Origin of the sequence: Kribbella sp. NPDC050459 (assembly GCF_040655315.1) — a bacterium.
Lineage (GTDB): Bacteria > Actinomycetota > Actinomycetes > Propionibacteriales > Kribbellaceae > Kribbella.
Genome location: NZ_JBFAJQ010000001.1, coordinates 927285 through 950243 on the forward strand (window position 1 = coordinate 927285; position 22959 = coordinate 950243).

General features: G+C 70.1%; 18 protein-coding genes. 11 read left to right on the forward strand and 7 right to left on the reverse strand.

The window, feature by feature from the left end; translation table 11 throughout:
* Window positions 1-5 precede the first annotated feature (5 nt).
* Window positions 6-3476 carry a putative Ig domain-containing protein gene (locus AB0I12_RS04305; protein WP_359924346.1) on the reverse strand — a complete coding sequence of 1157 codons (3471 nt, stop codon included), beginning with the start codon at window positions 3474-3476 and terminating at the stop codon, window positions 6-8.
* A 190-nt stretch (window positions 3477-3666) separates the two neighbouring features.
* Here AB0I12_RS04305 and AB0I12_RS04310 point away from each other — a divergent pair, with 190 nt between their 5' ends.
* From AB0I12_RS04310 to AB0I12_RS04330, 5 genes are all read left to right on the forward strand, one after another.
* Entirely contained in the window at window positions 3667-4659 is a 993-nt protein-coding gene (locus AB0I12_RS04310) for a hydroxyacid dehydrogenase (protein ID WP_359924349.1), read from the forward strand.
* A 109-nt stretch (window positions 4660-4768) separates the two neighbouring features.
* Window positions 4769-5707, forward strand: coding sequence for an ABC transporter permease subunit (locus AB0I12_RS04315; RefSeq protein WP_359924351.1), 939 nt, complete (start codon window positions 4769-4771; stop codon window positions 5705-5707).
* Window positions 5704-6624 (forward strand): carbohydrate ABC transporter permease, encoded by a 921-nt coding sequence (locus AB0I12_RS04320; RefSeq protein ID WP_359924353.1) that lies wholly within the window; start codon window positions 5704-5706, stop codon window positions 6622-6624. Before AB0I12_RS04315 ends, AB0I12_RS04320 begins: the two co-directional genes overlap by 4 nt.
* 43 nt (window positions 6625-6667) lie before the next feature.
* On the forward strand, window positions 6668-8224 hold the full coding sequence (locus tag AB0I12_RS04325) for a DUF3502 domain-containing protein (protein WP_359924356.1): 1557 nt from the start codon (window positions 6668-6670) through the stop codon (window positions 8222-8224).
* Window positions 8225-8230: 6 nt separating this feature from the next.
* Window positions 8231-8761: a LacI family DNA-binding transcriptional regulator gene (locus AB0I12_RS04330; RefSeq protein ID WP_359924358.1), complete on the forward strand. Its 531-nt coding sequence runs from the start codon at window positions 8231-8233 to the stop codon at window positions 8759-8761.
* On the opposite strand, the gene AB0I12_RS04335 is transcribed toward AB0I12_RS04330, so the two are convergent.
* Both AB0I12_RS04335 and AB0I12_RS04340 read right to left on the reverse strand, forming a co-directional pair.
* The gene (locus AB0I12_RS04335; RefSeq protein WP_359924360.1) at window positions 8729-9838 is read right to left on the reverse strand and encodes a LacI family DNA-binding transcriptional regulator; all 1110 of its coding nucleotides are present in this window, start codon (window positions 9836-9838) and stop codon (window positions 8729-8731) included. The two genes, AB0I12_RS04330 and AB0I12_RS04335, sit on opposite strands and share 33 nt — an antisense overlap.
* Window positions 9835-10884: a LacI family DNA-binding transcriptional regulator gene (locus AB0I12_RS04340; protein WP_359924363.1), complete on the reverse strand. Its 1050-nt coding sequence runs from the start codon at window positions 10882-10884 to the stop codon at window positions 9835-9837. The genes AB0I12_RS04335 and AB0I12_RS04340 overlap by 4 nt, the downstream gene beginning before the upstream one ends.
* Window positions 10885-10967: 83 nt before the next feature.
* Between AB0I12_RS04340 and AB0I12_RS04345 the strand changes: the two genes are divergently transcribed.
* Window positions 10968-11723 (forward strand): alpha/beta hydrolase, encoded by a 756-nt coding sequence (locus AB0I12_RS04345; RefSeq protein WP_359924366.1) that lies wholly within the window; start codon window positions 10968-10970, stop codon window positions 11721-11723.
* On the opposite strand, the gene AB0I12_RS04350 is transcribed toward AB0I12_RS04345, so the two are convergent.
* Entirely contained in the window at window positions 11716-12474 is a 759-nt protein-coding gene (locus AB0I12_RS04350; RefSeq protein ID WP_359924369.1) for a peptidoglycan-binding domain-containing protein, read from the reverse strand. The two genes, AB0I12_RS04345 and AB0I12_RS04350, sit on opposite strands and share 8 nt — an antisense overlap.
* A gap of 192 nt (window positions 12475-12666) precedes the next feature.
* Here AB0I12_RS04350 and AB0I12_RS04355 point away from each other — a divergent pair, with 192 nt between their 5' ends.
* The 4 genes from AB0I12_RS04355 (at window position 12667) to AB0I12_RS04370 (ending at window position 17519) form a co-directional block, all read left to right on the forward strand.
* Complete coding sequence (locus tag AB0I12_RS04355) at window positions 12667-14157, forward strand: carboxylesterase family protein (RefSeq protein ID WP_359924371.1); 1491 nt, start codon at window positions 12667-12669, stop codon at window positions 14155-14157.
* A 189-nt stretch (window positions 14158-14346) separates the two neighbouring features.
* Window positions 14347-15441: a substrate-binding domain-containing protein gene (locus tag AB0I12_RS04360; RefSeq protein WP_359924373.1), complete on the forward strand. Its 1095-nt coding sequence runs from the start codon at window positions 14347-14349 to the stop codon at window positions 15439-15441.
* A 21-nt stretch (window positions 15442-15462) separates the two neighbouring features.
* Entirely contained in the window at window positions 15463-16245 is a 783-nt protein-coding gene (locus AB0I12_RS04365; RefSeq protein ID WP_359924376.1) for an ATP-binding cassette domain-containing protein, read from the forward strand.
* Entirely contained in the window at window positions 16242-17519 is a 1278-nt protein-coding gene (locus tag AB0I12_RS04370) for an ABC transporter permease (RefSeq protein WP_359924379.1), read from the forward strand. The genes AB0I12_RS04365 and AB0I12_RS04370 overlap by 4 nt, the downstream gene beginning before the upstream one ends.
* A 49-nt stretch (window positions 17520-17568) precedes the next feature.
* On the opposite strand, the gene AB0I12_RS04375 is transcribed toward AB0I12_RS04370, so the two are convergent.
* The 3 genes from AB0I12_RS04375 to AB0I12_RS04385 are packed head-to-tail and all read right to left on the reverse strand — an operon-like array spanning window position 17569 to window position 20095.
* The gene (locus tag AB0I12_RS04375; protein WP_359924382.1) at window positions 17569-17931 is read right to left on the reverse strand and encodes a response regulator; all 363 of its coding nucleotides are present in this window, start codon (window positions 17929-17931) and stop codon (window positions 17569-17571) included.
* Window positions 17932-17971: 40 nt separating this feature from the next.
* Window positions 17972-19381: a CHASE3 domain-containing protein gene (locus AB0I12_RS04380; RefSeq protein ID WP_359924385.1), complete on the reverse strand. Its 1410-nt coding sequence runs from the start codon at window positions 19379-19381 to the stop codon at window positions 17972-17974.
* 39 nt (window positions 19382-19420) lie between these two features.
* Window positions 19421-20095 carry a response regulator transcription factor gene (locus tag AB0I12_RS04385; protein WP_359924388.1) on the reverse strand — a complete coding sequence of 225 codons (675 nt, stop codon included), beginning with the start codon at window positions 20093-20095 and terminating at the stop codon, window positions 19421-19423.
* A gap of 79 nt (window positions 20096-20174) precedes the next feature.
* Here AB0I12_RS04385 and AB0I12_RS04390 point away from each other — a divergent pair, with 79 nt between their 5' ends.
* On the forward strand, window positions 20175-22955 hold the full coding sequence (locus AB0I12_RS04390) for an AAA family ATPase (protein WP_359924391.1): 2781 nt from the start codon (window positions 20175-20177) through the stop codon (window positions 22953-22955).
* Window positions 22956-22959 lie beyond the last annotated feature (4 nt).

The following is a 22959-nucleotide window of genomic DNA, read 5'->3' on the forward strand; positions in this document are numbered from 1 at the left end:
TCCGGTCAGGGGGCGTCGAGGAGCTGGACCTCGGCGAGATTGGTGAAGCCGCCGTGGCCGTCGTAGATCCGGAGCATCGGCTGCGAGGTGGGCGCCGCGAGCGGGAAGGCGTACCACTGGTTCCCGTCGGTGATGCCGGTGATGGTGGCGAGCGTCGTCCAGGTGGCGCCGCCGTCCGAGGACCCCTGCACGAGGTCGCCGTTGGCGCGGGCCGGGAAGTTGCTCCGCGGGTGCACCCGGACGGTGTCGAAGTCGAGGGACGTGCCGGCGGGCGGGGTGACAGTGACCCAGCCGTTGCCGCTGGTGGTGTCGGTGAAGGTGGTGAGGTCGCCGTCGAACATCCGCCGGCCGTTCGCCTCCGGCGTGCCGACGCCGGGGAAGGCCGGGCTGGACGCGGTCACCCAGCTCGGATCGACGGCGACTGTACGAACTGCGGTGTTCCAGAGCTGGAGCGCGGTGCCGTCGGTGGTGTCGACGACCGTGGCGCCGGCACGTCCGGCGGCCGTCGTGTAGTCGACGGTGAAGCGCAGCGCCCGCCCGTACGCCGCGTTGTCCGGCAGCGTCACGGTTGCGGTCCACTGTGCCGGATCGGTGTGGTCGACCTGCGCGTCGGCGCCCTCGATGGTCGCGGTGACCGTGCCCAGCGGCTCGGTGGCGGCCAGGGTGAGCGTCACCTTGTCGCCGTTCTGCGCGACCTTGGGGTCGGTGTTGCTCGACGCGATCGAGACCGCGTTCAACGCCGTACTCATCTCGACGCGTTCGCCGTAGATCCGGAACTCGCTGAAGCTCGACAGCCCGGGGTACGCCGGGTCGGTCGGTACGCCCGGGTGGTCGACCTGAAGTTTCAGGAACCGGAAGCTCTGGTTCTTGACCTCGTCGCGGACCGGGATCCGTTCCAGGGCGAAGCCGTTGCCGGACGTGTCGGTGGTCTCGCGAGAGGTCAGCAGGGTCCAGGTCCGGCCGTCGTTCGAGCCGTACACGTTGGCGCCCTGGGACCGGTTGGCGAAGTTGTAGCGCGCCTGCAGACCGAACGCGTCGGACCGGACCCGGAAGCCGGCCCCGTAGTCGATGACTGCAGGTGCGCGCAGGTCCCCGGAGAAGGTGTTGAAGTCACCGTCGAGTAGGTTGCCCAGGGCAATCTGGGAGAGTGCTGCCGAGGTGGCGCGTCCGTAGTAGTCGAACGACCCGTCGTCGGCCATGGTCGGCGTCAGCTTCTCCAGCCCGGCGACCGCGGCCTGGACGGCGGTCAGATCGGCCGCGAACGTCGCCGCGTCCGCACTGTCCAGATGCGACTCGGCGACCGCCTTCGCCCGCTCGAGAGCCTTCTTCGTCGCCTCGACGTACTGGGCGTCGGGATCGTACCCGTCCAGGGCGGCGTCGACGGCGCCACGCCGATCCGGGCTGACGGTGAGCCGGACGCGCAGTACGGCATCGGTGGCAGCATCGGACGCCACCACGAGGGTCTGATGTTCGCCGACCTCCTGCGACGTGGGCTTCCAGGTGAGCGTCCCGGTGCCGGCGTCGAGACTCGCGCCGGCGGGCAGCGTCGTGCCCGCCGCGTACGTCAGTGCGTCCTGGTCCGTGGCGGCCAGTGGAGCTGTCAGCTGCTCACCGGCGACGGCGAGCAGGCGTACGTCGGTGCCTTGCGGGAACTGCGGCGGCGTGAGTTGGGTCTTGGCCTGCAGGTTGACGGCATCGACGTCCACGTCGACGCCCGGCGAGCTGAGGATCGTGTAGTACGCGAGGTTCTCGCCGCCGGCGCTGCCCCGGAGCTTGCTGGTGCTCATGTCGTAGGTGATGTAGCGCCACTGCCCGTGCGTGTCCGGCAGCGTCACCGTCGAGTAGGGCGCGAGTGGTCGTTCCTTGCGGATCTGCAGCGTCGCAGTACCGTTCGTCCGGATCAGGACACCGACGGGGCTGTACCCGGTCCGGTCGGCGTACATCAAGGTGCGAACGGCGAGGGTGGCTCGAGTCTTCATCCGGACGAACGTGCGCCCGTCCTCCTGCCGTACCGAGGTCCCGGGCGTGACCGGCACGGTGCGGGTCTCGGCCTGCACCAACGCGTCCTGCTGCACCGGCGGCAAGGCGGCCGAGGCGGGGAAGGACAGCCAGGCGTCGGGGTTGAAGTCCGGGTTGCTGTTCCAGTAGTTGTACGGCGACGTGCCCCAGAAGAACCGAGGGCCGCCCTCCTGGGTGGTCGCGAACTCGGTGATACTCGGCGCGAGCGTGGAGATCGCCGGCCCGAGCAGGTCCTTGTAGAGGTGGTACAGCTCGTTCGTCGGGTCGAACAGCCGCCCGCGATAGGCCTGCGAGAGCACACCGCCGCGCTGGGTGGTGTCGATCCACGGGACGTCCTTGCCCGTCATGAACGCGAAGAACTGCTCGGACCCACGCAGCAGCCGGTAGCCGCCGAAGACGTACGGCGAGACCGCGTCGCGCCGCGTCGACGGCGTGCCGCGGACCGGATCGAGGCGGGTTCCCTGGACGTCGATCACCCGGGCCAGCTGGGTCAGCATCGTCACGTCGTCCCACGCGTGCGCCTGGTCGCGGCCCATCTCCTGGAGCTGGACGAACGTGCGGCGGTACGGATTGCGCGGGTCGTTCGCGGCGATGACGGGCATCACCTTGCTGAGGGCGCCGTTGGTGTCGTCGTCCGGGTTGGTGGCGTTGACCGAGAACCACTCGACCGCCTCGCGGTAGCGGGGGAGGTTGTCGGTGAAGATGTAGCCGGCGATCGCGCCGACGAGCGAGTAGCTGTGCTGGTTCATGAAGTTGCGGTTGCGGTACAGGAACGTCTGCGTCATCGGCTCGATCAGGTTCGCGGTCAGGTTCGCGGTGTCCTCGGCGTTCCAGCGCAGGTCGTAGCCGGTCGTCCCGGGGTTCACGCTCGTGAACCGCAGGATCTCCGCCGCCGCGAGCATCCGCATCAGCGGCGGTCCGCTGTGGATGTGCGCGTCCGGGTAGTAGGCGTATTTGGCCGGATCCATGTGACTCCAGATCCGGACCAGCCGCAGCCCGTTCTCGCGGTACGCCGGGTCGCCGGTGACGACGTACTGGATCGCCTGCGTGTACGCGCGGAACGCGTCGTCGATGAACAGCGACTGCACGCCCTGGGAGTTGAACGCGGCGTTCGCCGGCTGGTCGGTGCCCGGGCCGGCGTTCCTCGAGCTGAACGCCGCCGACGCGTACGACGTCGCGACCATCGCGGCGTAGTACGACGCCCATGGTTCGGCGCCCTGCTGCACCTGTGCGCGGGCCCGTTCGAGCGCGGACGCGCTGACCGCGATACCGGGATGCACGAACCCGGCGGCCGACGTCACTCGTTCGATGGTGGGCAGCGGATACGACTCTGCGCGCGCCTCAGCGGACGGCGTGCCGAGCAGGCCGCAGAGGACCGCGATCACCGCCGTAGCGACCAGCAGGCTGCCGCGGAATCGGGTCGGTCGGGGCGGGGGAACTCGGTCCGGATCAGCCATCGCTGCACTCCCAGGTCGTCGGTCTCGGCGCGATCGGGAGCCTGGCATCGCCGTCGGCCGCGGCCAAGAACGCAGCCCGGTCCGAAATTTTCCGAACCTCAAAGACAACGTTTGCTATGCGACGCTGAGGCACAGATTCCTGCGTGCTTCAGAAAGCGCTCTCGATGCGCTCAGACTCCTGGAGGTACCCGTGTCCGATCGACCGGCGGCCGTCATCGCCATGTCCGCAGTGCACTGGCCGTCGCTGTTCCCGGACCCCGTCCGCCGCCGGGTCGGCAAACTGGTCGCGTTCGACCCGGCGCTGATCGTGGACTGTTTCGACGACCCGCGGCTGGGGTCACGGCTGGCGGACGTGGAGATCCTGATCACCGGCTGGGGCTGCCCGGCGATCGACGGGCCGGCGCTCGATGCGATGCCGAAGCTGCGTGCCGTGCTGCACGCGGCCGGCAGCGTGAAGGGCCACCTGTCCCCGCAGGTGTGGGACCGCGGCATCGCGGTCTCGTCGGCGGCCGCCGCCAACGCCGTACCGGTCGCCGAGTTCGCGCTCGCCGCGATCCTGCTGGCCGGCAAGGGCGCGTTCGGGTTCCGGGAACGCTATCGCCGGGAACGCTTCTTCGAGCTGGGGTTCATCCATCCCGGCGTCGGGAACTACCAGCGCACCGTGGGCATCATCGGCGCGTCGCGGATCGGCCGTCAGGTGATCGACCTGTTGCGGCCGTTCGACGTCGAGCTGGTGGTGTACGACCCGTACGCGGACGATCTCGACGTACCCCTCGTCGACCTGCGGACGCTGCTCGCCTCGAGCGACGTGGTCAGCGTGCACGCACCGGCGACGGCCGAGACGTACCGGATGCTCGGCCGCGCGGAGCTCGCCCTGATGCCGGACGGCGCCACGCTCGTCAACACCGCCCGCGGGCAGCTCGTCGACACCGACGCGCTGATCGCGGAGTTGCGCTCCGGGCGCCTCTCGGCGGTCCTCGACGTCACCGACCCCGAACCGCTGCCGGCCGACTCGCCGCTGTTCGGGCTGCCGAACGCCTTCGTGACGCCGCACGTCGCCGGATCGCACGGCAACGAGCTGGCCCGGCTCGGCGCCTGTGTCGCGGACGAGCTGGCGCGGTTCCTGGCCGGCGAACCGCTGCGGCACCCGGTCGGGCTCGCCGACCTCGACCGCGGCGCGTGACCGGCAGGACAACGATGCCTACGCCGCCCAGGCCTTGACACCCTTCGATCGCCGCAGCTACGGTCACGGCCAGATGGAAAGCGCTTTCTATTCGAGAAAGGAGATCGCCGTGTCCGACCGGACGAGAGATCGCCGTCGTGCGACTCTGCGGGGCAATCTGTGGCTCGCGGTGCTGGCGCTGCCCGCCGTGGCGTTCTTCCTGGTGTTCAGCTACGCGCCGATGGCCGGCCTGGTGGTGGCCTTCAAGGAGTTCGACATCAGCAAGGGCATCTTCGGCAGCGCGTGGAACGGCCTGGACAACTTCCGGTACTTCTTCAGCTCCGGTGACGCCCAGCGGATCCTGGTGAACACGCTGCTGCTGAACGTGCTGTTCCTGGCCGCGACGCTGGCGGCCGGCGTGACGCTCGCGATCATGCTCAACGAGCTGCGCGGCCGGTACTTCAAGCGCGTCGCCCAGTCCACGATCTTCTTCCCGTACTTCGTGTCGCCGGTCGTGATCGCGATCATGCTCCAGGTGCTGCTGTCCGGCCCGGCCGGATCCGGCGGCGCGGTGAACGACGCGCTGGCAGGCTTCGGCCTGCCGACCGTCAGCTGGTACACCGAGCCCGGGCCGTGGCCGTGGATCCTCACGGTGGTGAAGGTCTGGCAGCTCGGCGGCTATCTGAGCGTCATCTTCCTGGCCGCGATCACGTCCATCCCCGAGGATGTCTACGAGGCCGGTCAGATCGACGGCGCGAGCCGGGCGCAGATGGCGCTGCGGATCACGCTGCCGCTGCTCAAGCCGACGGCCGCGGTGCTGCTCGTGCTCGGCGTCGGCCGGATCTTCTACGGCGACTTCGGCACGATCTACGCGATCGTCGGCGACAACGGCACGTTGTTCCCGACCACCGACGTCATCGACACCTACGTCTTCCGCTCGCTGCGCCAGATCGGCGACTTCGGCACCACGGCCGCGATCGGCCTGTTCCAGTCGGTCGTCGGGTTCGTCCTGGTCGCGACGGCGGTGCTGATCCAGCGCAAGTACTCGAAGGAAACGAGCCTGCTGTGACCACTGCCCTGACCTCGAGCCTCGCCAAGACGTCCGCCCGGACGGCGACCCGCCGGCGGCGGCGGCCGGAGGCGTTCACCGTGTTCAGCGTCATCGGCGTGACCGCGTTCATGATCGTCTGCCTGGTGCCGTTCTGGATGATCGTGTCGGGGTCGTTCACCGACGAGCAGACGCTCGCGACGACCGGCTACAGCGTCGTCCCGCGACCGTTCTCCACCGCGGCGTACGACCTGATCTTCACCGGCCCGACGCTGCTGAGCGCGTACGCCGCGAGCGTGTTCATCACGCTCGTCGGTACGGCGCTGGCGCTCGCCTGCACGTCCGGACTGAGCTGGGTGATCGCGCGCCGGCTGCCGTACATCAGCAGGCCGCTGTCGGTGTTCGCCTACATCCCGATGCTGTTCAGCGGCGGACTCGTACCGCTCTATCTGCTCGTCACGCAATACCTGAAGCTCCAGAACAGCTACTTCGCCGTCATCCTCCCGTTGCTGGTGGCACCGTTTCTGGTGTTCATCCAGGTCTCGGCGTTCCGTCAGCTGCCGGAGGAGATCCTCGACTCGGCGCGGGTCGACGGGGCGGGGGAGATGCAGATCTTCTTCCGGATCGGGCTGCCGCTGTCGAAGCCGATCCTCGCGGTGGTCGGCCTGTTCTACGCGGTCCACTACTGGAACGAATGGTTCACCGCGCTGCTGTTCATGTCGGACATCCACAAGTACCCGCTCCCGCTGTTGCTGCAGAACCTGATCTCGAACGTGTCGTTCTCGCAGATGCTGCCGACGGCCGCGGAGCAATCGACGCCGGTCTACCAGCTCCGGCTCGCCCTGACGGTCGTGACCATCGGCCCGATCCTGCTCGCGTACCCGTTCGCGCAGCGCTACTTCGTCAAAGGCATCACCCTCGGAGCCACGAAGGGCTGACGGCTCCCTCCCCCACCTCAGGCACTACTTTTCTGGAGGCATCGTGCCCGCCACATCTCCAGCCGGCCTCAGCAGGCGCGGCTTCCTGGCCGCGAGCGGCGGCCTGTCCATCGCGGCCCTGCTCGGCTTGAACGGCTGCGGCGACTCGTCGTCCGGTACCAAGAACAGCGCCGACACGCTGACCGTACTGCTCCCCGGGGACGCGAAGCCGGGCTGGGACACCGTCCTGGCCAAGGTCAACGAGAAGCTGAAGAACGACCTCGGCTTCACCATCGCGCCGCAGTTCGTCGCCTGGTCGAACTACCAGCAGCAGTCGCTGCTCAAGTTCACCGCGGGCGACACCTTCGACACCGCCCTGCAGGCCCGCTGGCTGAACATGCTCCAGCTGGTCGCGAGCAAGTCGCTGGTCCCGGTCGGCGACCTGATCGGCAAGTACCCGAACCTGAGCAAGACGCTCGATCCGCAGCTGCTCGAGCAGAACAAGTGGTCCGGCAAGCTGTACGGGATCCCGCAGGTGAACTCTGCCGCCCGGTTCCACCACTTCACCGTCCGCCAGGACCTCGCCGACAAGCTCGGCATCGGCGAGATCACGACGTTCGACCAGCTGGAGAAGTACTGGTACGACGTCAAGCAGAAGGAGAAGGTCACGCCGGTCGGCATCTCCTCGAACATGCCCAAGCTGCTCGTCGCGTTCGCGCCGGTCGGCTGGCTGAACCAGCACGACTGGGAGAACCCGCACGTCAGCGTGCAGTCGTTCAGCGGCGGCTCGTTCCCGTTCTACCTGGCGCAGGACGGGAAGACGACCGGCTCGGCGCACCCGATCCCGTTCTGGGAGGCGCCCGGGGTCGTCGACGCCCTGCGGCGGGTCCGCAAGTACTACCTGGACGGCATCATCAACAAAGACGCGCTGAACGTCGACTCCTCGACGATCGGCACCCAGTTCGAGTCCGGCCGGATCGCGACCCGGTGGGCGATGACCGACGGCTTGTCGTCGCAGTCGCTGACCCCGCTCCGCAAGGCGGTGCCGGCCGCGCAGATCGCGAACGTCATGCCGCTGGCCGGCGGCAAGAGAGCGAAACCGAACCAGACGTTCCAGGCCGACAACTTCGTCGTCCTGAACGTCAAGGGCAAGAGCAACGAGCGGGCGATGCAGCTCGAGGACTGGGTCTCGATCAAGGAGAACCACGACCTGATCAGCTACGGCATCGAGGGCACGGACTGGAAGCCGGTCGGCGAGGACAAGTTCGAACAGCTCTCGCAGTACGGCTTCCCCGGGTACGCCCTGTGCTGGCGGCAGAAGCTCGAGTTGAAGATCAAGGGCATCACGCCGACCGAGGAGGCGTGGTTCGACTGGGCGCAGGACTACAACAACTTCACGGTCGACCCGTACGCGTCGTTCGTCCCGGACGTGACGCCGGTGAAGCGGCAGGACAGCCAGGTGAGCGCGGCGATGACGCAGTACGGCAACCCGCTGTGGATCGGCGCGGTCGACGTGGACAAGGGCCTCGACGCGCTGAAGAAGGCGGTCGAGAAGGCCGGTCTGGCCGATCTCCAGGCGGAGCTCGAGAAGCAGGCGAACGCGTACCTCAAGGGTCAGTGAGCGTCGATGACCGCCCCACGGAGGAAGCTCGCGGTCGTCGCCCGGGAGGCCGGCGTCTCGGTGTCGACGGTGTCGAAGGTGCTCCGGGCCTATCCGGACGTCGCGCCGGCGACGCGGGCCCGGGTGCGCGAGGCGCTGCGGCGGTTCGGGTACCCGGTGGAGAAGGCCGCGGCCGGCGTACGGCGGGAGGAGTCGGCGCTGGTCGACGTCGTCGTCGCGGATCGTGAGCGGAGCTGGGCCGGCGAGGTTCTCGCCGGCCTCGCCGAGCGGGTCCGGGAGCCCGGGCTGGCCGTCGTGGTCACGACGGTCGCGCCGGGATCGCCGGTGCCGAGGGCTTGGCTGGAGCAGGTGTTCGCGCGCGGCACGCGCGGCGTCATCGGGCTGGGCGCCGAGTTCACCGCCGCGCAACTCGGCTATCTCACGGCGCACGACATCCCGTGCGTGCAGGTCGGGCCCGACACCGAGGACGCGGTCGGGCCGGCACTGGCCGTCGTCCTGGACGGATCAGCCGCGGTTCCCGTCGACCTGGCGGGGTGATTCCGGCCGGGTGACCGAGCTCCGGATCACCACGTGGGTCTTGAACAGCCGGTGGTCGCCCGTCCAGCCCGGCTGCAGGTGCTGGTCGTCGACGGCGATCTGCGCGGCCGTCCGCCCGAGATCCTCGTACGGCACGTGCACCGTGGTCAGCCGGGGGCGCAGGTCCTGGGCGAGCTCGACGTCGTCGTACCCGACGACGGACAGGTCGCCGGGGATCGTCAGCCCGTGCTCGGCCGCGGCAGCGTACACCCCGGCGGCCACGACGTCGGTGGCCGCGAACACGGCGGTGAAGTCGGTGCCGGCGGCTACGACGCGGCGCATCGACTGGTAGCCGGACGCGCGGGTGAAGACGCCGTGCTCCACGAGCTCGGGTGCGTCCGGTACGCCGAAGTCGGACAGCGCCCTGCGATGCCCGGCGAGCCGCTCGTTGCTGGTGCTCTGCCGCTCCGGTCCGGCGAGGAACAAGATGCGCCGATGGCCCTGTGACAGCAGATGACTCGTCAGCGCGTAGGCGCCGTTCTCGTTGTCGTACTCGATCACCGCGGCGGGCACGTCGTCGCCGAGCGAGGGGCGTCCGCACAGCACGAGCAGCGATCCGGCCGCGTGCAGCGACCGGGCCAGCTCGGTCAGCTTCTGCCGGTAGTCGGCGGCGTCCTCCATGATGCCGCCGATCAGCACGACCGCACCGGCCCGCTGTTCGCGCATCAGTTGGACGAGGGCGAGCTCCCGGTCCGGATCGCCCTGCGTGGTGCCGATCAGACTCAGCCAGCCCTGCTTGGCGGCCTCCTGCTCGACACCGTGGGCGGCATCGGCGAAAGACTGCCCGCGGACGTCGGCGAGGATGAACGCGATCGTCTTCGACCGGGCTCCCGCGGCGAGCGCTCGCGCGTGCGTGTTCGCGGAGTAGTTCAGCTCCCGCACCGCGTTCATGACGCGTTGCCGTGCCGACCGGGAGACGGGGTAGTTGTCGGCCAGGACGCGGGAGACGGTCGCGGGGGAGAGGCCTGCGTGGGCCGCGACGTCGGCGAGCGTCGGGCCGGTGGAGGGCCGGCGGCGCCCCGGCGTTGACTCTGTCATGACTCCCTCTTCGCGGTGGACGACCGGATGACGACATGCGTGCCGAGCTTCAGGTGCTGGTCGAGCGCGTACTCGTCGCGGTGCAGCGCGAGCCGTACGGCGGCCCGGCCGAGTTCCTCGTGGGGGAGGTGCACGGTCGTCAGGTCGAGGTCGCCGCTGAGCGGGATGTCGTCGTACCCGACGACCGAGACGTCCTCCGGGACGCGGACTCCGGCGTCCCGGAGCGCGGCCAGCACGCCGCTGGCCACCACGTCCGTGACGGCGACGACAGCCGTCATCCCCGCACGCCGGTCCAGCAGCATCTTGGTCTGCCGATAGCCGGACTCGCGATCGTAGTTGCCGCTGACAACCAGTTCCTGGTCGACCTCGAGTCCGCGGGTGGCGTGGGCGTCGAGGAACCCGTTGAGCCGCGCCCCGGTCGTGGTGTGCTCGCGCTCACCGGCGCCGACGAACGCGATCCGGCGGTGGCCCAGCGAGATCAGGTAGTCGGTGACCGCGAACGCGCCGCCCTCGTTGTCGTACTCGACGACGGTCGCCGGGACGTCCGCGCCGATCGGCGGTCGGCCGCACAGCACCAGGCGCGACCCGGCGCGGTCGAGCGAGTGCGCGATCTCGGCCATCCGGCGGACGTGCGCCTCGGTCCGCAGCCCGCCGCCGACCAGGACGACCGCCTCGGCGCCCTGCTGGCGCATCAGCTCGATGAGTTCGAGCTCGCGATCGGGGTCGCCGTGATGGGTGCAGACCAGGCAGACCCGGCCCTCGGCGGTCGCCTGCAGCTCGACGCCCTGACCGATGTAGGCGAACAGCGGGCCGACCAGGTCGCGGACGATGAACGCGACCGTGCGGGTCGAACCGCCGACGAGAGCGCGGGCCTGGGCGTTGATGACGTAGTCGAGGTCGCGCACCGCCCGCAGCACCCGGTTCCGGGTGGAGGCGCTCACCGGGTAGGTGCCGCCGAGAACCCGGGAGACGGTGGTGGCGCTGACGCCGGCGGACGCGGCGACGTCCTTGACGGTCGGCCGTCGGCCGGAGGTCGTTCGGGCCACCTGGACGTGCTCCTCCCGGATCGAAACTTTCTGCCGCGGCAGTGGACAGCTGGGGATAGAAAACGTTAACTATGCTGCCATTCATGCAGCCCGATGTCGAAACCCTGCACAGTGTCGTCACCGGCGGCGACGACCGCGACGCGATGCTGCTGGTGCACGGGTGGGGCGGGGACGGCCGCGCGTGGCAGCCCGTCCGGTTCGCCGGCCGGCGGGTGATGACGGTCGACCTGCGCGGGCACGGGCGGTCGCCGGTCCCGGCCGACGGCTACCGGCCCGCGGACTACGCCGGGGATCTGGCCGCACTGGTGCGCGCATCGGGGCTCGCGCCGGTGGTCGCGGTCGGTCATTCGATGGGCGGCCAGATCGTCGTACGGCTGGCCCTGGATCATCCCGACCTCGTTCGCGCGCTGGTGGTCGTCGATCCGGCGTACGGCGCTGACGAGGCCGAGGCCGCGACGTTCCACCGGCGGCTGGCCGAGCTCCGGCGCGACGGCGCGGCCGCCGCCGTACGGCAGCTGGGCCCACTGCCGACCGGCGTACGCGAACAGTTGTCGCGTACGCCGGGTCAGGTTCTGGCTGCCAGTTATGCCGGGATGTACACCGATCCAGGTGCGTTCGGTGCTCGCCCGGCCGCCGCGAGGACGGTCGCGCGACTGACGCAGCCGGTGTTGTGCATCCGGCCGACACCGTCGATGGCGGCGTGGGACCTGACGTGTGCCCTTCCTCCTGGATCCCGCGTCGTCGTCTGGCCCGGCACCAGCCACTTCCTGCACCACGACCGTCCGGACGCGTTCGTCCGTCTGGTCGACAGCTGGCACCAGGATCTGTTGCTCAGATGACCTGGAAGCGGCCGAGACCGAGGTTGGTGAGGTCCTTCGGGCCGGGGATGCCGTCGATGAACTTGGGCGCGCTGCCGATCGCCTTCTGGTGCTTCTTGTAGGCCTCCCGGGTGAACTTGCCGGCCTTGCCGTCGACGAGCAGGGTCAGCTTGAGCCGGGCGTTGAGTGCCAGCTGGATGGTCTTCACGTCAGGCAGTGCTTTGGTGCCGCCGGCCCGGAACTGCGCCTGCACCGACGCCAGATGCACGACAGGTCGTGCGGCGCGCACGGCTGGGGCGATGCTCGCCGGCATCGTCAACGGGAACACCGTGATCTTCACCCGTGGCCCGTCGAGCGGTCCGTTGCCCTTCAGCCCGTCCCGGCCGTTCTTGTACGCCTCCACCTGCCGAGCGGCGGACGGGTCGAGGCCGGGATCGCCGATCGCCACGGCGTGGATGTGGTCGGCGAAGCCCTGCTTCGTCGTCCGGTGGAACGCCGCGAACGAGATCTTGCGCAGCTCGAGCAGCGTCTGCGCCTGCTGTGCGGGCGTCTGGTCCTTGGTGCGGATGTCGATCACGCCGGCCCGGTTGTGCGTCGGGCCGGAGCGCTTCGCGGCCTTCCCGGCCAGGAACGATCCCTGCACGATCACGAGTTTGCGCCCGAGTTTGCGCTCGGCGGCCTCGAGCATCGCCATCGTGCGGCGATTGACCACCAACGGTCGTCCCGACGAGTCCCTGCCCAGCGAAACCTTGTCCAGAAATGCATTCGGCACGGTCTTCCTCCCCCCTCAAGGCCGGTCCCACCCGGCCTCGAACCCGCGGCGCCGCCCCCGACCCCCCGGGTCCGCGAACATGTCCATTTCAGTGAACGCCCGCCACCGCCCACTGGCAAGGTCTTTACGAGGCAGAGCGCCACCCTGCTTATTGGTTTGCTCTCGGTGGACAGGTGGCGTGATGCTCGGCAGGTGGCCGGTGAGGCGAGTAGTGGCCGGGAGGTACGTACGGCGAGCGGTGTGCTGCGCGGCAGCAGTGCGGACGGGCTGCTGGTGTTCCGCGGCATCCCGTACGCCGCGCCGCCGGTCGGCCGGCTTCGATTCCAGGCGCCTGAACCGGTGCGCGCGTGGGACGGCGTCCGGCCGGCGACGACGTACGGTCCGCCGCCACCGCAGTCCGGTCTGCTGGGATCGGCTCAGGCTGCCGCCGGTGACGACTGGCTGACTTTGAACGTGTGGACGCCGGATCTCGCGGCCCGGCTCCCGGTCATGGTGTGGATCCCCGGTGGCGGCTATGCACTGGGCAATTCGAGCCTTCCGGAGTACGACGCCACGCACCTCGTCGCGAACGGTGTCGTCGTCGTCACCGTCAACTACCGCCTCGGGATCGAGGGGTTCACGCAGCTCGACGGAGCGCCGGCCAACCGGGGACTGCTCGACCAGGTGGCCGCGCTGCGCTGGGTGCAGGACACCATCGGCGTGTTCGGCGGCGATCCGGATCGGGTGACGATCTTCGGGGAGTCGGCCGGCGGCGGCTCGGTCGCGGCGCTGCTCGCGATGCCGCGCGCCGCGGGGCTGTTCCGCCGGGCGATCGCGCAGAGTGTGCCGGGCACGTTCTTCTCCGCCGAGCTGGCAGGTGAGATCGCCGTCGCTCTGGCCGGCGAGTGGGGTGTCCGGCCGACAGCGCAGGCGCTGTCCGCGATACCTCCCGCCCGACTGCCCGAGGCCGGCGATGCGATCCTGCCGAAGATGGCCGCGTGGCGGGAGCGGTGGGGATCGATCACCCACCGGCCGATCCCGTTCGCACCAGTTGTCGATGGCAACGTTCTTCCGGTGGCGCCGTGGCAGGCGCTGGCCGCCGGCGCCGCGCGCGACATCGAGTTGCTGGCCGGGCACACCCGTGACGAGCATCGGCTGTTCAGCCTGATCGACGGCGTCCTCGGCCAGGTCACCCGCGAGCAGACCGAGACTGCCCTGCGGATGCTCGCGCCAGAGCCTCACCGGTACCGCGACGCGTACCCGGCCGCCTCCGACGAAGAGCTGTACGAACTGGTCAACGCGGACTGGCTGTTCCGGATGCCGAGCCTGCAACTGGCCGAGGCGCAGGTCGCCGGTGGCGGCCGGGCGCATCTGTACGAACTGACCTGGCAGGCACTGGCCCTCGGTGCCTGCCACGGACTCGACGTACCGCTGGTGTTCGGCAATCTCACCAGCGGTCAGCCGGCGATGCTCATCGGCGATCCGCAGTCCGCGGAGGCGATCGACCTGTCCGCGCAGTTCCGTTCGGCGTGGACCGCGTTCGCCACGCACGGCGATCCGGGGTGGCCGGCGTACGACGTCGACCGTCGCCTGACGCGGCTCTTCGATGCGCCGTCGACCGTCACGGCGTACCCGGAGGAAGCCTCCCGCCTGCTCTGGCGGAAGCACGAGTTCGCGGCGCTCGAGCCGATCGGCTCCCGCTGACTGCAATCCCGCTCTTACCGCTGGCAGGGGGGTCCTCGCTCGGTGGGCCGGTCGCGTACCCGGCTAGCTGGAAGCCGGAGTTGGGTGCCTGCAGCGACGAATTCACCCGCCCTTCGAACGCATGCTGACGGAGTACTGCGGCTCTCGGAGTACGACGGGCTCCATCTCGCACGATCAAAGGACGCACCGATGCGAACACCAAGGAGGGCGGTAGCGCTGGCCGGAACGGTCCTGGCGCTGATGGCCACACTGACCGCCTGTGGCAACAACAGCACGTCGACCGGCAGCGCCGCGCCGGCGAACACGAAGGTAGGGATCCTGCTCCCCGACACGGCGTCGTCGCCGCGCTGGGTGTCGGCCGATCCCACCGAACTGAAGCAGCAGTGCGCGGCGAACAAGCTCACCTGCTACATCGACAACGCCAACGGCAGCGCCACCACGCAGCAGGCCCAGGCGCAGGCGCTGATCAACGCCGGCGTGGGCGTCCTGCTGGTCGTGAACCTCGACTCCGGCTCGGGCAAGGCGATCGAGTCCCTCGCCCAGCAGCACAACGTTGTGACCATCGACTACGACCGGCTGACCCAGGGCGGCAGCGCGTCGTACTACGTCTCGTACGACAACGTGAAGGTCGGCGAGGACCAGGGCACCGCACTGACGCAGGCACCGCAGGTGAAGGGCAAGAGCTCGGTCAACTACGTCGAGATCGACGGCGCACCCACCGACAACAACGCGACGCTCTTCGCTGAGGGCTACAACTCGGTGCTGTCGAAGCAACCAGGCTGGAAGAAGCTGGCCGACCAGACCGGCAACTGGGACGCCGCCACCGCGCAGACGGTGTTCACCACGATGCTCGGACAGCACCCCGACATCAACGCGGTGATGGTGGCCAACGACACGATGGCGCAGTCGGTCATCAACGTCCTGAAGGCTCAGGGCCTGGCGGGCAAGGTCGCGGTCTCCGGGCAGGACGCCACCGCCGGCGGTCTCGACAACATCATGGCCGGCACCCAAGCCTTCACCATCTACAAGCCGGTCGCCGGTGAGGCGGACGTGGCGATCAAGCTGGCGGCCCAGATCCTGGCGGGTCAGAAGCCGACCGCTCCCACGACGACCAAGGACCCGACGACCGGCCGTGAGATCCCGTCGTACCTGGCGAACCCGACCGTCATCACCAAGGCGAACGTAGCGCTCCCGGTCACCGACGGGTACGAGACCGCCGCGTCCGTCTGCCCGACGCCGGCGCTGCAGCAGCTGTGCGCCGCCAACGGCATCCACACACCGTAGGGGGACGGCATGACTACTGGAATGACTACTGTTCCTACTCTCGAGCTCCGGGGCGTCGACAAGGCGTTCGGACCGGTCCAGGCGCTGTCGTCGGTGAACCTCGTCGCGAAGGCGGGCGAGGTGACGGCCCTGGTCGGCGACAACGGCGCCGGCAAGTCGACGCTGGTGAAGTGCATCGGCGGCATCCACCGGATCGACGCGGGGGAGCTGCTCTTCGACGGTACGGCGCACAGCGTCGCCGAGCCGCGCGACGCCGCGCGGCTCGGCGTCGAGATCGTGCACCAGGACCTCGCGTTGTGCGACAACCTCGACGTCGTCGGCAACATGTTCCTCGGCCGCGAGCACCTCACGCGGCTGCACACGCTCGACGAGAACTCGATGGAGACGCTGGCCCGTCAGGCACTGGACTCGTTGTCGGTGACCACGATCCGGTCGGCGCGCCAGCTGGTGGCGAGCCTGTCGGGCGGCCAGCGGCAGACCGTGGCGATCGCCAAGGCGGTGCTGTGGCAGTCGAAGATCGTGATCCTCGACGAGCCGACCGCCGCACTCGGCGTCGCCCAGACCGCGCAGGTGCTCGATCTCGTCCGCCGGCTCGCGGAGCAGGGCGTGGCGGTGATCCTGGTGTCGCACAACATGAACGACGTACTGCGGGTCGCCGACTCCATCGCCGTCCTGTTCCTCGGCCGGACGGCAGCGCAGGTCAGGCGCGCGGAGGTGACCCAGACGCAGGTGGTCGAGCTGATCACGACCGGTCGATCGGGCGCGCTGGGTCTGTCGCCCACGCAGGCGGGAGCGACGCTGTGAACGCGCAACTGCTGGAACACGGCGGCGCGGAGCAGCGCCACGAGTCGCCGGCCGGCTCATCAGGTGTCGGCGCCTACGCGAGGGGCTATGTCGCGCGGCTGCGGGGCGGCGAGCTGGGCGCCGTTCCCGCACTCGTGGGTCTGGTCGTCATCACGGCGTTCTTCGCCATCGTGCACCAGGGATTCCTCAGCGCCTACAACCTCGAGGCGCTGGTGATCCAGGCCGCGCCGATCATCGTGATGGCCATGGGCCTGGTGTTCGTCCTGCTGCTCGGCGAGATCGATCTCTCCGCCGGTACGACGGGAGGGCTGTGCTCGGCGATCACGGCGATCCTGATCCTGCGGCACGGGGTCGCGTGGTGGATCGCGGCGGTCGCCGGGCTCGCGGTCGGCATGCTGGTCGGTTTCGGCACAGGCTGGCTGCGGGCGCGGATCGGCATCCCGTCGTTCGTCATCACGCTGGCCACCTTCCTGGCCTTCCAGGGCGTCACGCTCATCATCGTCGGCGGCCAGGGATCGGTGACGCTCCCGGCCGGCTCGCCACTGATCGGCCTGGAGAACAGCTTCCTGCCGCTCTGGCTCGGCTGGACGCTGCTGGCGGTGTTCGTGATCGGGTACGCCGCGCTCAAACTGGCCGACGCACGGACCGCCCGGCGGGCCGGGCTCCCGGGCACGCCGTACGCCGTGATCGCGGTCAAGGTCGCCGTGGTGGCCGCACTCGGGGCGGCGTTCACCTTCGAGATGGGCGTCAACCGCAACGTCACGACCAACGCGTTCTTCACCAACAAGGCGCAGGGGATGCCGTGGGTCGTCGTCCTGCTGGTGGTGCTGTTCGCGGTGTGGCACCTCGTCCTCAGCCGGACCCGCTACGGCCGGCACGTGTACGCCGTCGGCGGCAACGAGGAGGCTTCACGACGCGCGGGGGTGGTCGTGTCCCGCATCCGCATCTCGGTGTTCGTGATCTGTTCCGGGATGGCCGCGGTCTCCGGTGTCGTCGCGGCCTCGTTGCTGCAGTCCGTCCAGTCGAACGCCGGCGCGGGCAACACGCTGCTGCTGGCGGTGGGCGCCGCGGTCATCGGCGGTACGTCGCTGTTCGGCGGGCGCGGCCGCGTGATCGACGCCGTCCTGGGTGGTCTCGTCGTCGCGGTCATCATCAACGGTATGAGCGACCTGATCCAGGGCGCGAACTCGGCCGGCTACGAATGGGTGGTCACCGGCGCGGTCCTGCTGCTGGCGGCCGGCTTCGACGCCGTCGTCCGCCGCGCCCGCAGATAGGCCGGCCGGGAAACACCAAGGCCGCCGGGTCGTCACCGACCCGGCGGCCTCAGTGCGTGGCGCGCCGGAGAAGATTGCCGATGGCAACCGCCGACAGGCGCGTCTTCGGCACGAAGCCGATCGCCGCACTCGCGTCGATCAGCTCGGCGTAGTCCTGCTCGGCGTACGTCGAGATCAGGATCACCCGGGGCGGCGGGCTCAGCCGGTGCAGCCGGGCGACGATGTCGAAGCCGCTCTCCGCGCCGAGGTCGATGTCCACCAGGACCACGTCCGGGTGCGAGTCCTCGACCAGGTCGACGGCGCCGGCGCCGCTCGTCGCCGTACCGACGACCGCGACGCCTTCGCGTTCCAGGAGTCCGCGTGCGGCGTCGAGGAAACGCCGGTTGTCGTCGACGATCGCGCAACGCAGCATGCCACCAGGGTCGCAGGGTCCGGCCGCGGTGGCATTCCTGCTAGCTGGAGATCTCCTCAGGGGCTACCGGCAACGTGATCTGCAGGGTGGTGCCCTGGCCGGCCGGGCTGTCGACGGTGAGCGTGCCGCCGAGCGCCTGGACGCGGTCGGTGAGCCCGATCAGGCCGGATCCGTTCGCCGGGTCGGCCCCACCGGCTCCGTCGTCGCGGACGGCGAGCCGCAACGAGCCGTCGAGCAGCCGTACGTCGACGTACACGACGGAAGCATCCGCGTGTTTCGCGGCGTTGGTGAGTGCTTCGGAGACGACGTAGTAGGCGGCCGACTCGACAGCCGGTGGGAGGCGCTCCGTGACGGTGACCTCCGCCTCGACCGGGATCGCGGACCGGCGGGCCAGCATCCTCACCGCGGGACCGATGCCGCCGTCGGACAGGATCGCCGGGTGGATGCCGTGGGAGATCTCCCGCAGTTCGTCGAGGGTGCTGCCGAGGTCGTCCGTGATCTCGTCGAGCCGGGTCCGCAGGTCGACCTGGTCGCCGGTCAGGCCGGCCTGGACCGTGCGCAGTTCAAGGGCCAGAGTCACCAGTCGTTGCTGGATGCCGTCGTGCAGGTCGCGCTCGATCCGCCGCCTGGTCTCGTCGGCCGACGCCACGAGGCGGGCTCGCGAGGACGCCAGATCGGTACGGGCCTGGTCGAGCGAGGCGGCCATGCTGTTGAAGGTGCGCTCCAGACCGCCGATCTCGCCGACTCCGTCTTCGGGCACCCGAACGGCGAGGTCGCCCGCCGCGAGCCGGTCGGCCATGGCGGCGGTGATCAGCACCGGGCGGACGACGGCGCGGGACAGGTACCAGGTGAATCCCAGGATGAGCAGCACCGATCCGACGAGCCCGGTCGCGGCCGCGATGACCGCCCGGCCGGCTGCGGCGTCGGACCGGGCCTGCGCGGCGGCCGAGAGACCTCGCTCGGTCGTGATCAACCCGTCGAGGACGGTCCTGATCGCGTCGACCCGGCGCTGGCCCTCCGTGGTCGCGGCCTGCGACGGCGTCGAGACAGGACGACCGCGCATCGCTGCGACCAGCGGCTCCGAGTAGTCGCGGAGGTACGACGTCGCGCTGCGGCTGATCTCCTCGGCGCTGGCGCGTTGCGCCGGCTCGTCCGCGACCACGCGTTCCAGCGCCGCGAGCCGGTCCGGAAGCTGGGACCGCGCGGTCTGCCACGGCGCGAGGAACTGCTCCTCGCCGGTGATGGCGAACGCCTGCTGGCCGGTCTCCAGGTCGACGACCGAGCGCTCGACCTGGTTCGCGGCCGCGAGCACCGCCGCCGCCTGCCGAGCCTGGCGCTCCGAGTCGCGCAGATCCTGGACCGACAGCAGCAACACGGCGAACCCGGCGCCGACGAGCAGCACCAGCAGCGCACTGGCGACGATCACGCGACGCGAGACCCCGCCGGTCATCGGCCGGTCACCCCGAGGTCGCCGGTGCGAACAGCTCCGTCACCGGTCGTCCGCCGTACGACGGTCGCCCTGGAGGTAGGCCAGGACCGCCCGGACGCGACGGTGGTCGTCGTCGGTCTCCGGCAGGTCGAGCTTGGTGAGGATGCTGCGGACGTGTTTCTCGACGGTGCCCTCGGTGACCCACAGGCGCCGGGCGACGCCGGCGTTGGAGCGGCCCTCGGCGACCAGCGCCAGCACCTCACGTTCCCGGTCGCTGAGGGAGGCGAGCGGGTCGTGGCGGCGCCGGACGTCGACCAGCTCCTGCACCAGTGCGGGATCGACGACGGAGCCCCCGTTCGCGACCCGCCGTACGCTGTCGAGGAACTCCTCGACGTCGGTGACCCGGCGCTTGAGCAGATACCCGATTCCGTGACCGGCGGCCATCAGCTGCACGGCCTGCTCGACGTCCACGTACGCCGACAACAGCAGGACGGCGGTCTTCGGGCGCTCGCGACGGATCACCTCGGCGGCCTCGAGCCCTTCGGTCGCGTGGCCGGGCGGCATCCGGATGTCCACGACGACCAGCTCCGGACGCCGGCTGCGGACCAGGTCCAGCAGCTCCGGGCTGTTTCCGGCCTGCCCGACCACGTCGAATCCCGACGCTGCCAGCAGACTCGCGATCCCTTCCCGTAGCAGGACGTCGTCGTCCGCAATCGCCACCCGCGTCCCGCTCATGGCGGCGAGTGTAGCCCCGGGCACCCGGCGCCCGAGCAGATGATTGGACGGATCGCAGCGGGGGACTCATGCTCTACTCATGGCCGCGACCGACGACGAACAGTTGTTCGGACGCGACCAGATCCTGGGTCGGCTGACGGCCAGGCTCGACGAGGTGGAGGCCGGCGGTTTCGCGATCGGACTGAGCGGCGAGCCGGGAGTGGGCAAGAGCGTGGTGCAGGCGCGCGTCGCCGAGCACGCGGAGTCCCGGGGCTTCACAGTTCTGCGCGCGCACGGCAACCAGTCCGAGACCCACCTGCCCTACGCCGGTCTGCATCAACTGCTGCGCCCGGTTCTGTCGCACGTGGACACTCTCCCGGCCCAGCAGCGCGACTCCTTGCTGGCCTGTTTCGGAATGGTCGAAGCAGGCCAGGTGAACCCGTTCTTCACGTCGCTCGCGGTCCTGGAGCTCCTGGTGGAGTGCGCCGGGCAGGCGCCGGTGCTGATGAGCCTCGACGACCTGCACTGGATGGACCGGCCCAGTGTGGACACGCTCGCCTTCGTGGCCCGTCGTGTCGCGGCGGAGCGGGTGGTGCTGCTGTGTACCTCTCGCTCCGCATCGCAGCTTCTCGGCGACGAGCAGACCGTCAGCTGGATCGAGCTGGGCGCCTTGCCGGACGCGGACGCGCAGGTGTTGCTGCGGTCGCGAGCTCCCGATCTGGCGCCAGGGCTGCGCGATCGGGTTCTCGGCCACGCCGCGGGTAATCCCCTGGCGCTGGTCGAGTTCGGCGCCGCTTGGCAGTCCGGGATGTACGCGTGGACCGAGGTGGACGACGACCTGCCGATGACGGCTCGCCTGGAGCGCGCCTTCGCAGCCCGTGCCGACGAACTGGAACCGCCCGCTCGCGCGGTCCTCGACGTGGCCGCGCTGGATGACGGCGACGACATCGAGCAGGTCCTGGCCGCGGCGGCGATCCTGTCCGGCGTCGCCGTCGACCGCGGTACGGCGCTACCGGCCGTCGAGCTCGGCTTTCTCACGATCGCCGAGTCGACGTACGCCATCGGGCACCCGTTGATGGGGTCGGCACTGCGCCAGGTGATGTCCGCGGACCGCCGTACGCGAGCACACGCCGCCCTCGCGATCGCTCTGTCCGCCGAGCCCGACCGCGCGATCTGGCATCGGGCCGGCGCGGTGGCCGGCCGCGACGAACCCATCGCCGCAGAGCTCGAGCGGGCGGCCGGCGAAGCCCGCCGGCGCGGGGCGTACGCCACGGCGCTGGCGCGGCTCGAGCGGGCGGCCGCTCTGAGCCCCGATCCCCAGGACCAGGCGGCCCGGCTGCTGGGTGCGGCGGAACTGGGCTATGAACTCGGCAGGTTCACCCAGGTCGAACAGATCAAGGCCCGGGTGACGCGGATGGCACTTCGACCGCGAGATCGGTCCCGCCTCACCTGGCTGATGGGTGTCTTCCACGACGGCGCCACGAGCGATCCGGCGGAGGTCCGCCACCTGGTCGATCTGGCCCGGCAGGCGACCGCCGAGGACGACGTCGAACTCGCCATGCAGTTGCTGTTCGGGGCCGCCCGCAGGGTCTGGTGGCGCGATCCGGGCGAGTCGGTGCGGCGGGAGATCGTCGGCGCCGCGCGGGAGGTTCCGCTGGCTGCCGGTGACCCCAGGCTGCTGGCGGTGCTCGGTCTCGCGGAGTCGCTGGAATCGAGCGCGCCGATCATCGAGCAGCTCGAACTGTGGCCCGCGGACGGCGGTGGCCGCGCGGAACCCGCGGCCCTGCTCGGCATCGCGGCCTTCGGCGCCGGTGACTTCGTGCGCGCGGAGTCGTTCCTGTCGGTGGCCGTGCACGAGCTGCGCGCGGACGGGCGGCTGAGCCTGCTCGCCGAGGCACTCGCGATCCGCGCCTGGGCCGAGATCAACCTGGGCGTCTTCGACGCGTCGCGGTCCGCCGCCGAGAGCATGCGCCTGGCCGACGAGACCGGCCAGCGGGTGTGGGCCGGTACTGCCCGGATCGCGGCGGCACTGATCGACGCGATCGGCGGCGGCTGGAACCCCCGGCACGCCCTGCTCGCCGACGCCGAGCGCACCGCTCTGCAACTGCCGAACGCGAGCTCGTCCCTGCTCGCGGGGGCTCAGTTGGTCCGCGGGCTCGGCGAACTCGGCGCGGAGCGTGCCGAGCAGGCGTACGGCGAGATGCTCCGCGTGTTCGTACCGACCGACGCCGCCTATCAGCGCGTTCAGCAATTGTGGACGGTCAGCTACCTCGCCGAGGCCGCCGTACGGGCCGGTCGCCGGGACGAGGCGAGGTCGTTGGCTGGCACCGTCGAACGGGCGGCGCGAGGCACTCCGGCCGTCGGTACGACGATCGCTCTGGAGTACTCCCGCGCGGTTCTGGCCGACGACGCATCGGCCGAGGAGTTGTTTCGGGGCGCGCTGGACGGTGCGAGCCGGCCGTTCCCGTGGCATCAGGCCCGCCTGCAGTTGGCGTACGGCTCCTGGCTGCGCCGCCGGCGGCGGGTGACCGAATCCCGCGATCCGCTCCGGGCGGCGCGCGGCGCCTTCGACGCGCTGGGTGCCAAACCGTGGGCGCTTCGCGCCGACCAGGAGCTGAGGGCGACGGGAGAGCGTGGCTGGCAGCCGACGTCGAGTGGCCGGGAGCAGCTGTCGCCGCAGGAGGCGCAGATCGCCGAGCTCGCCGCCCGGGGACTGTCCAACCGGGACATCGCCCAGCGACTCTTCCTGTCGCACCGGACGATCGGCTCGCACCTCTACCGGATCTTTCCGAAGCTCGGCATCACCAGCCGCCAGCAGCTCGCCGGCGTACTCACCGGTGCTCCGGAGCACGTGCTGAGGCAGGCACAGTCATTCGACTGAAGAC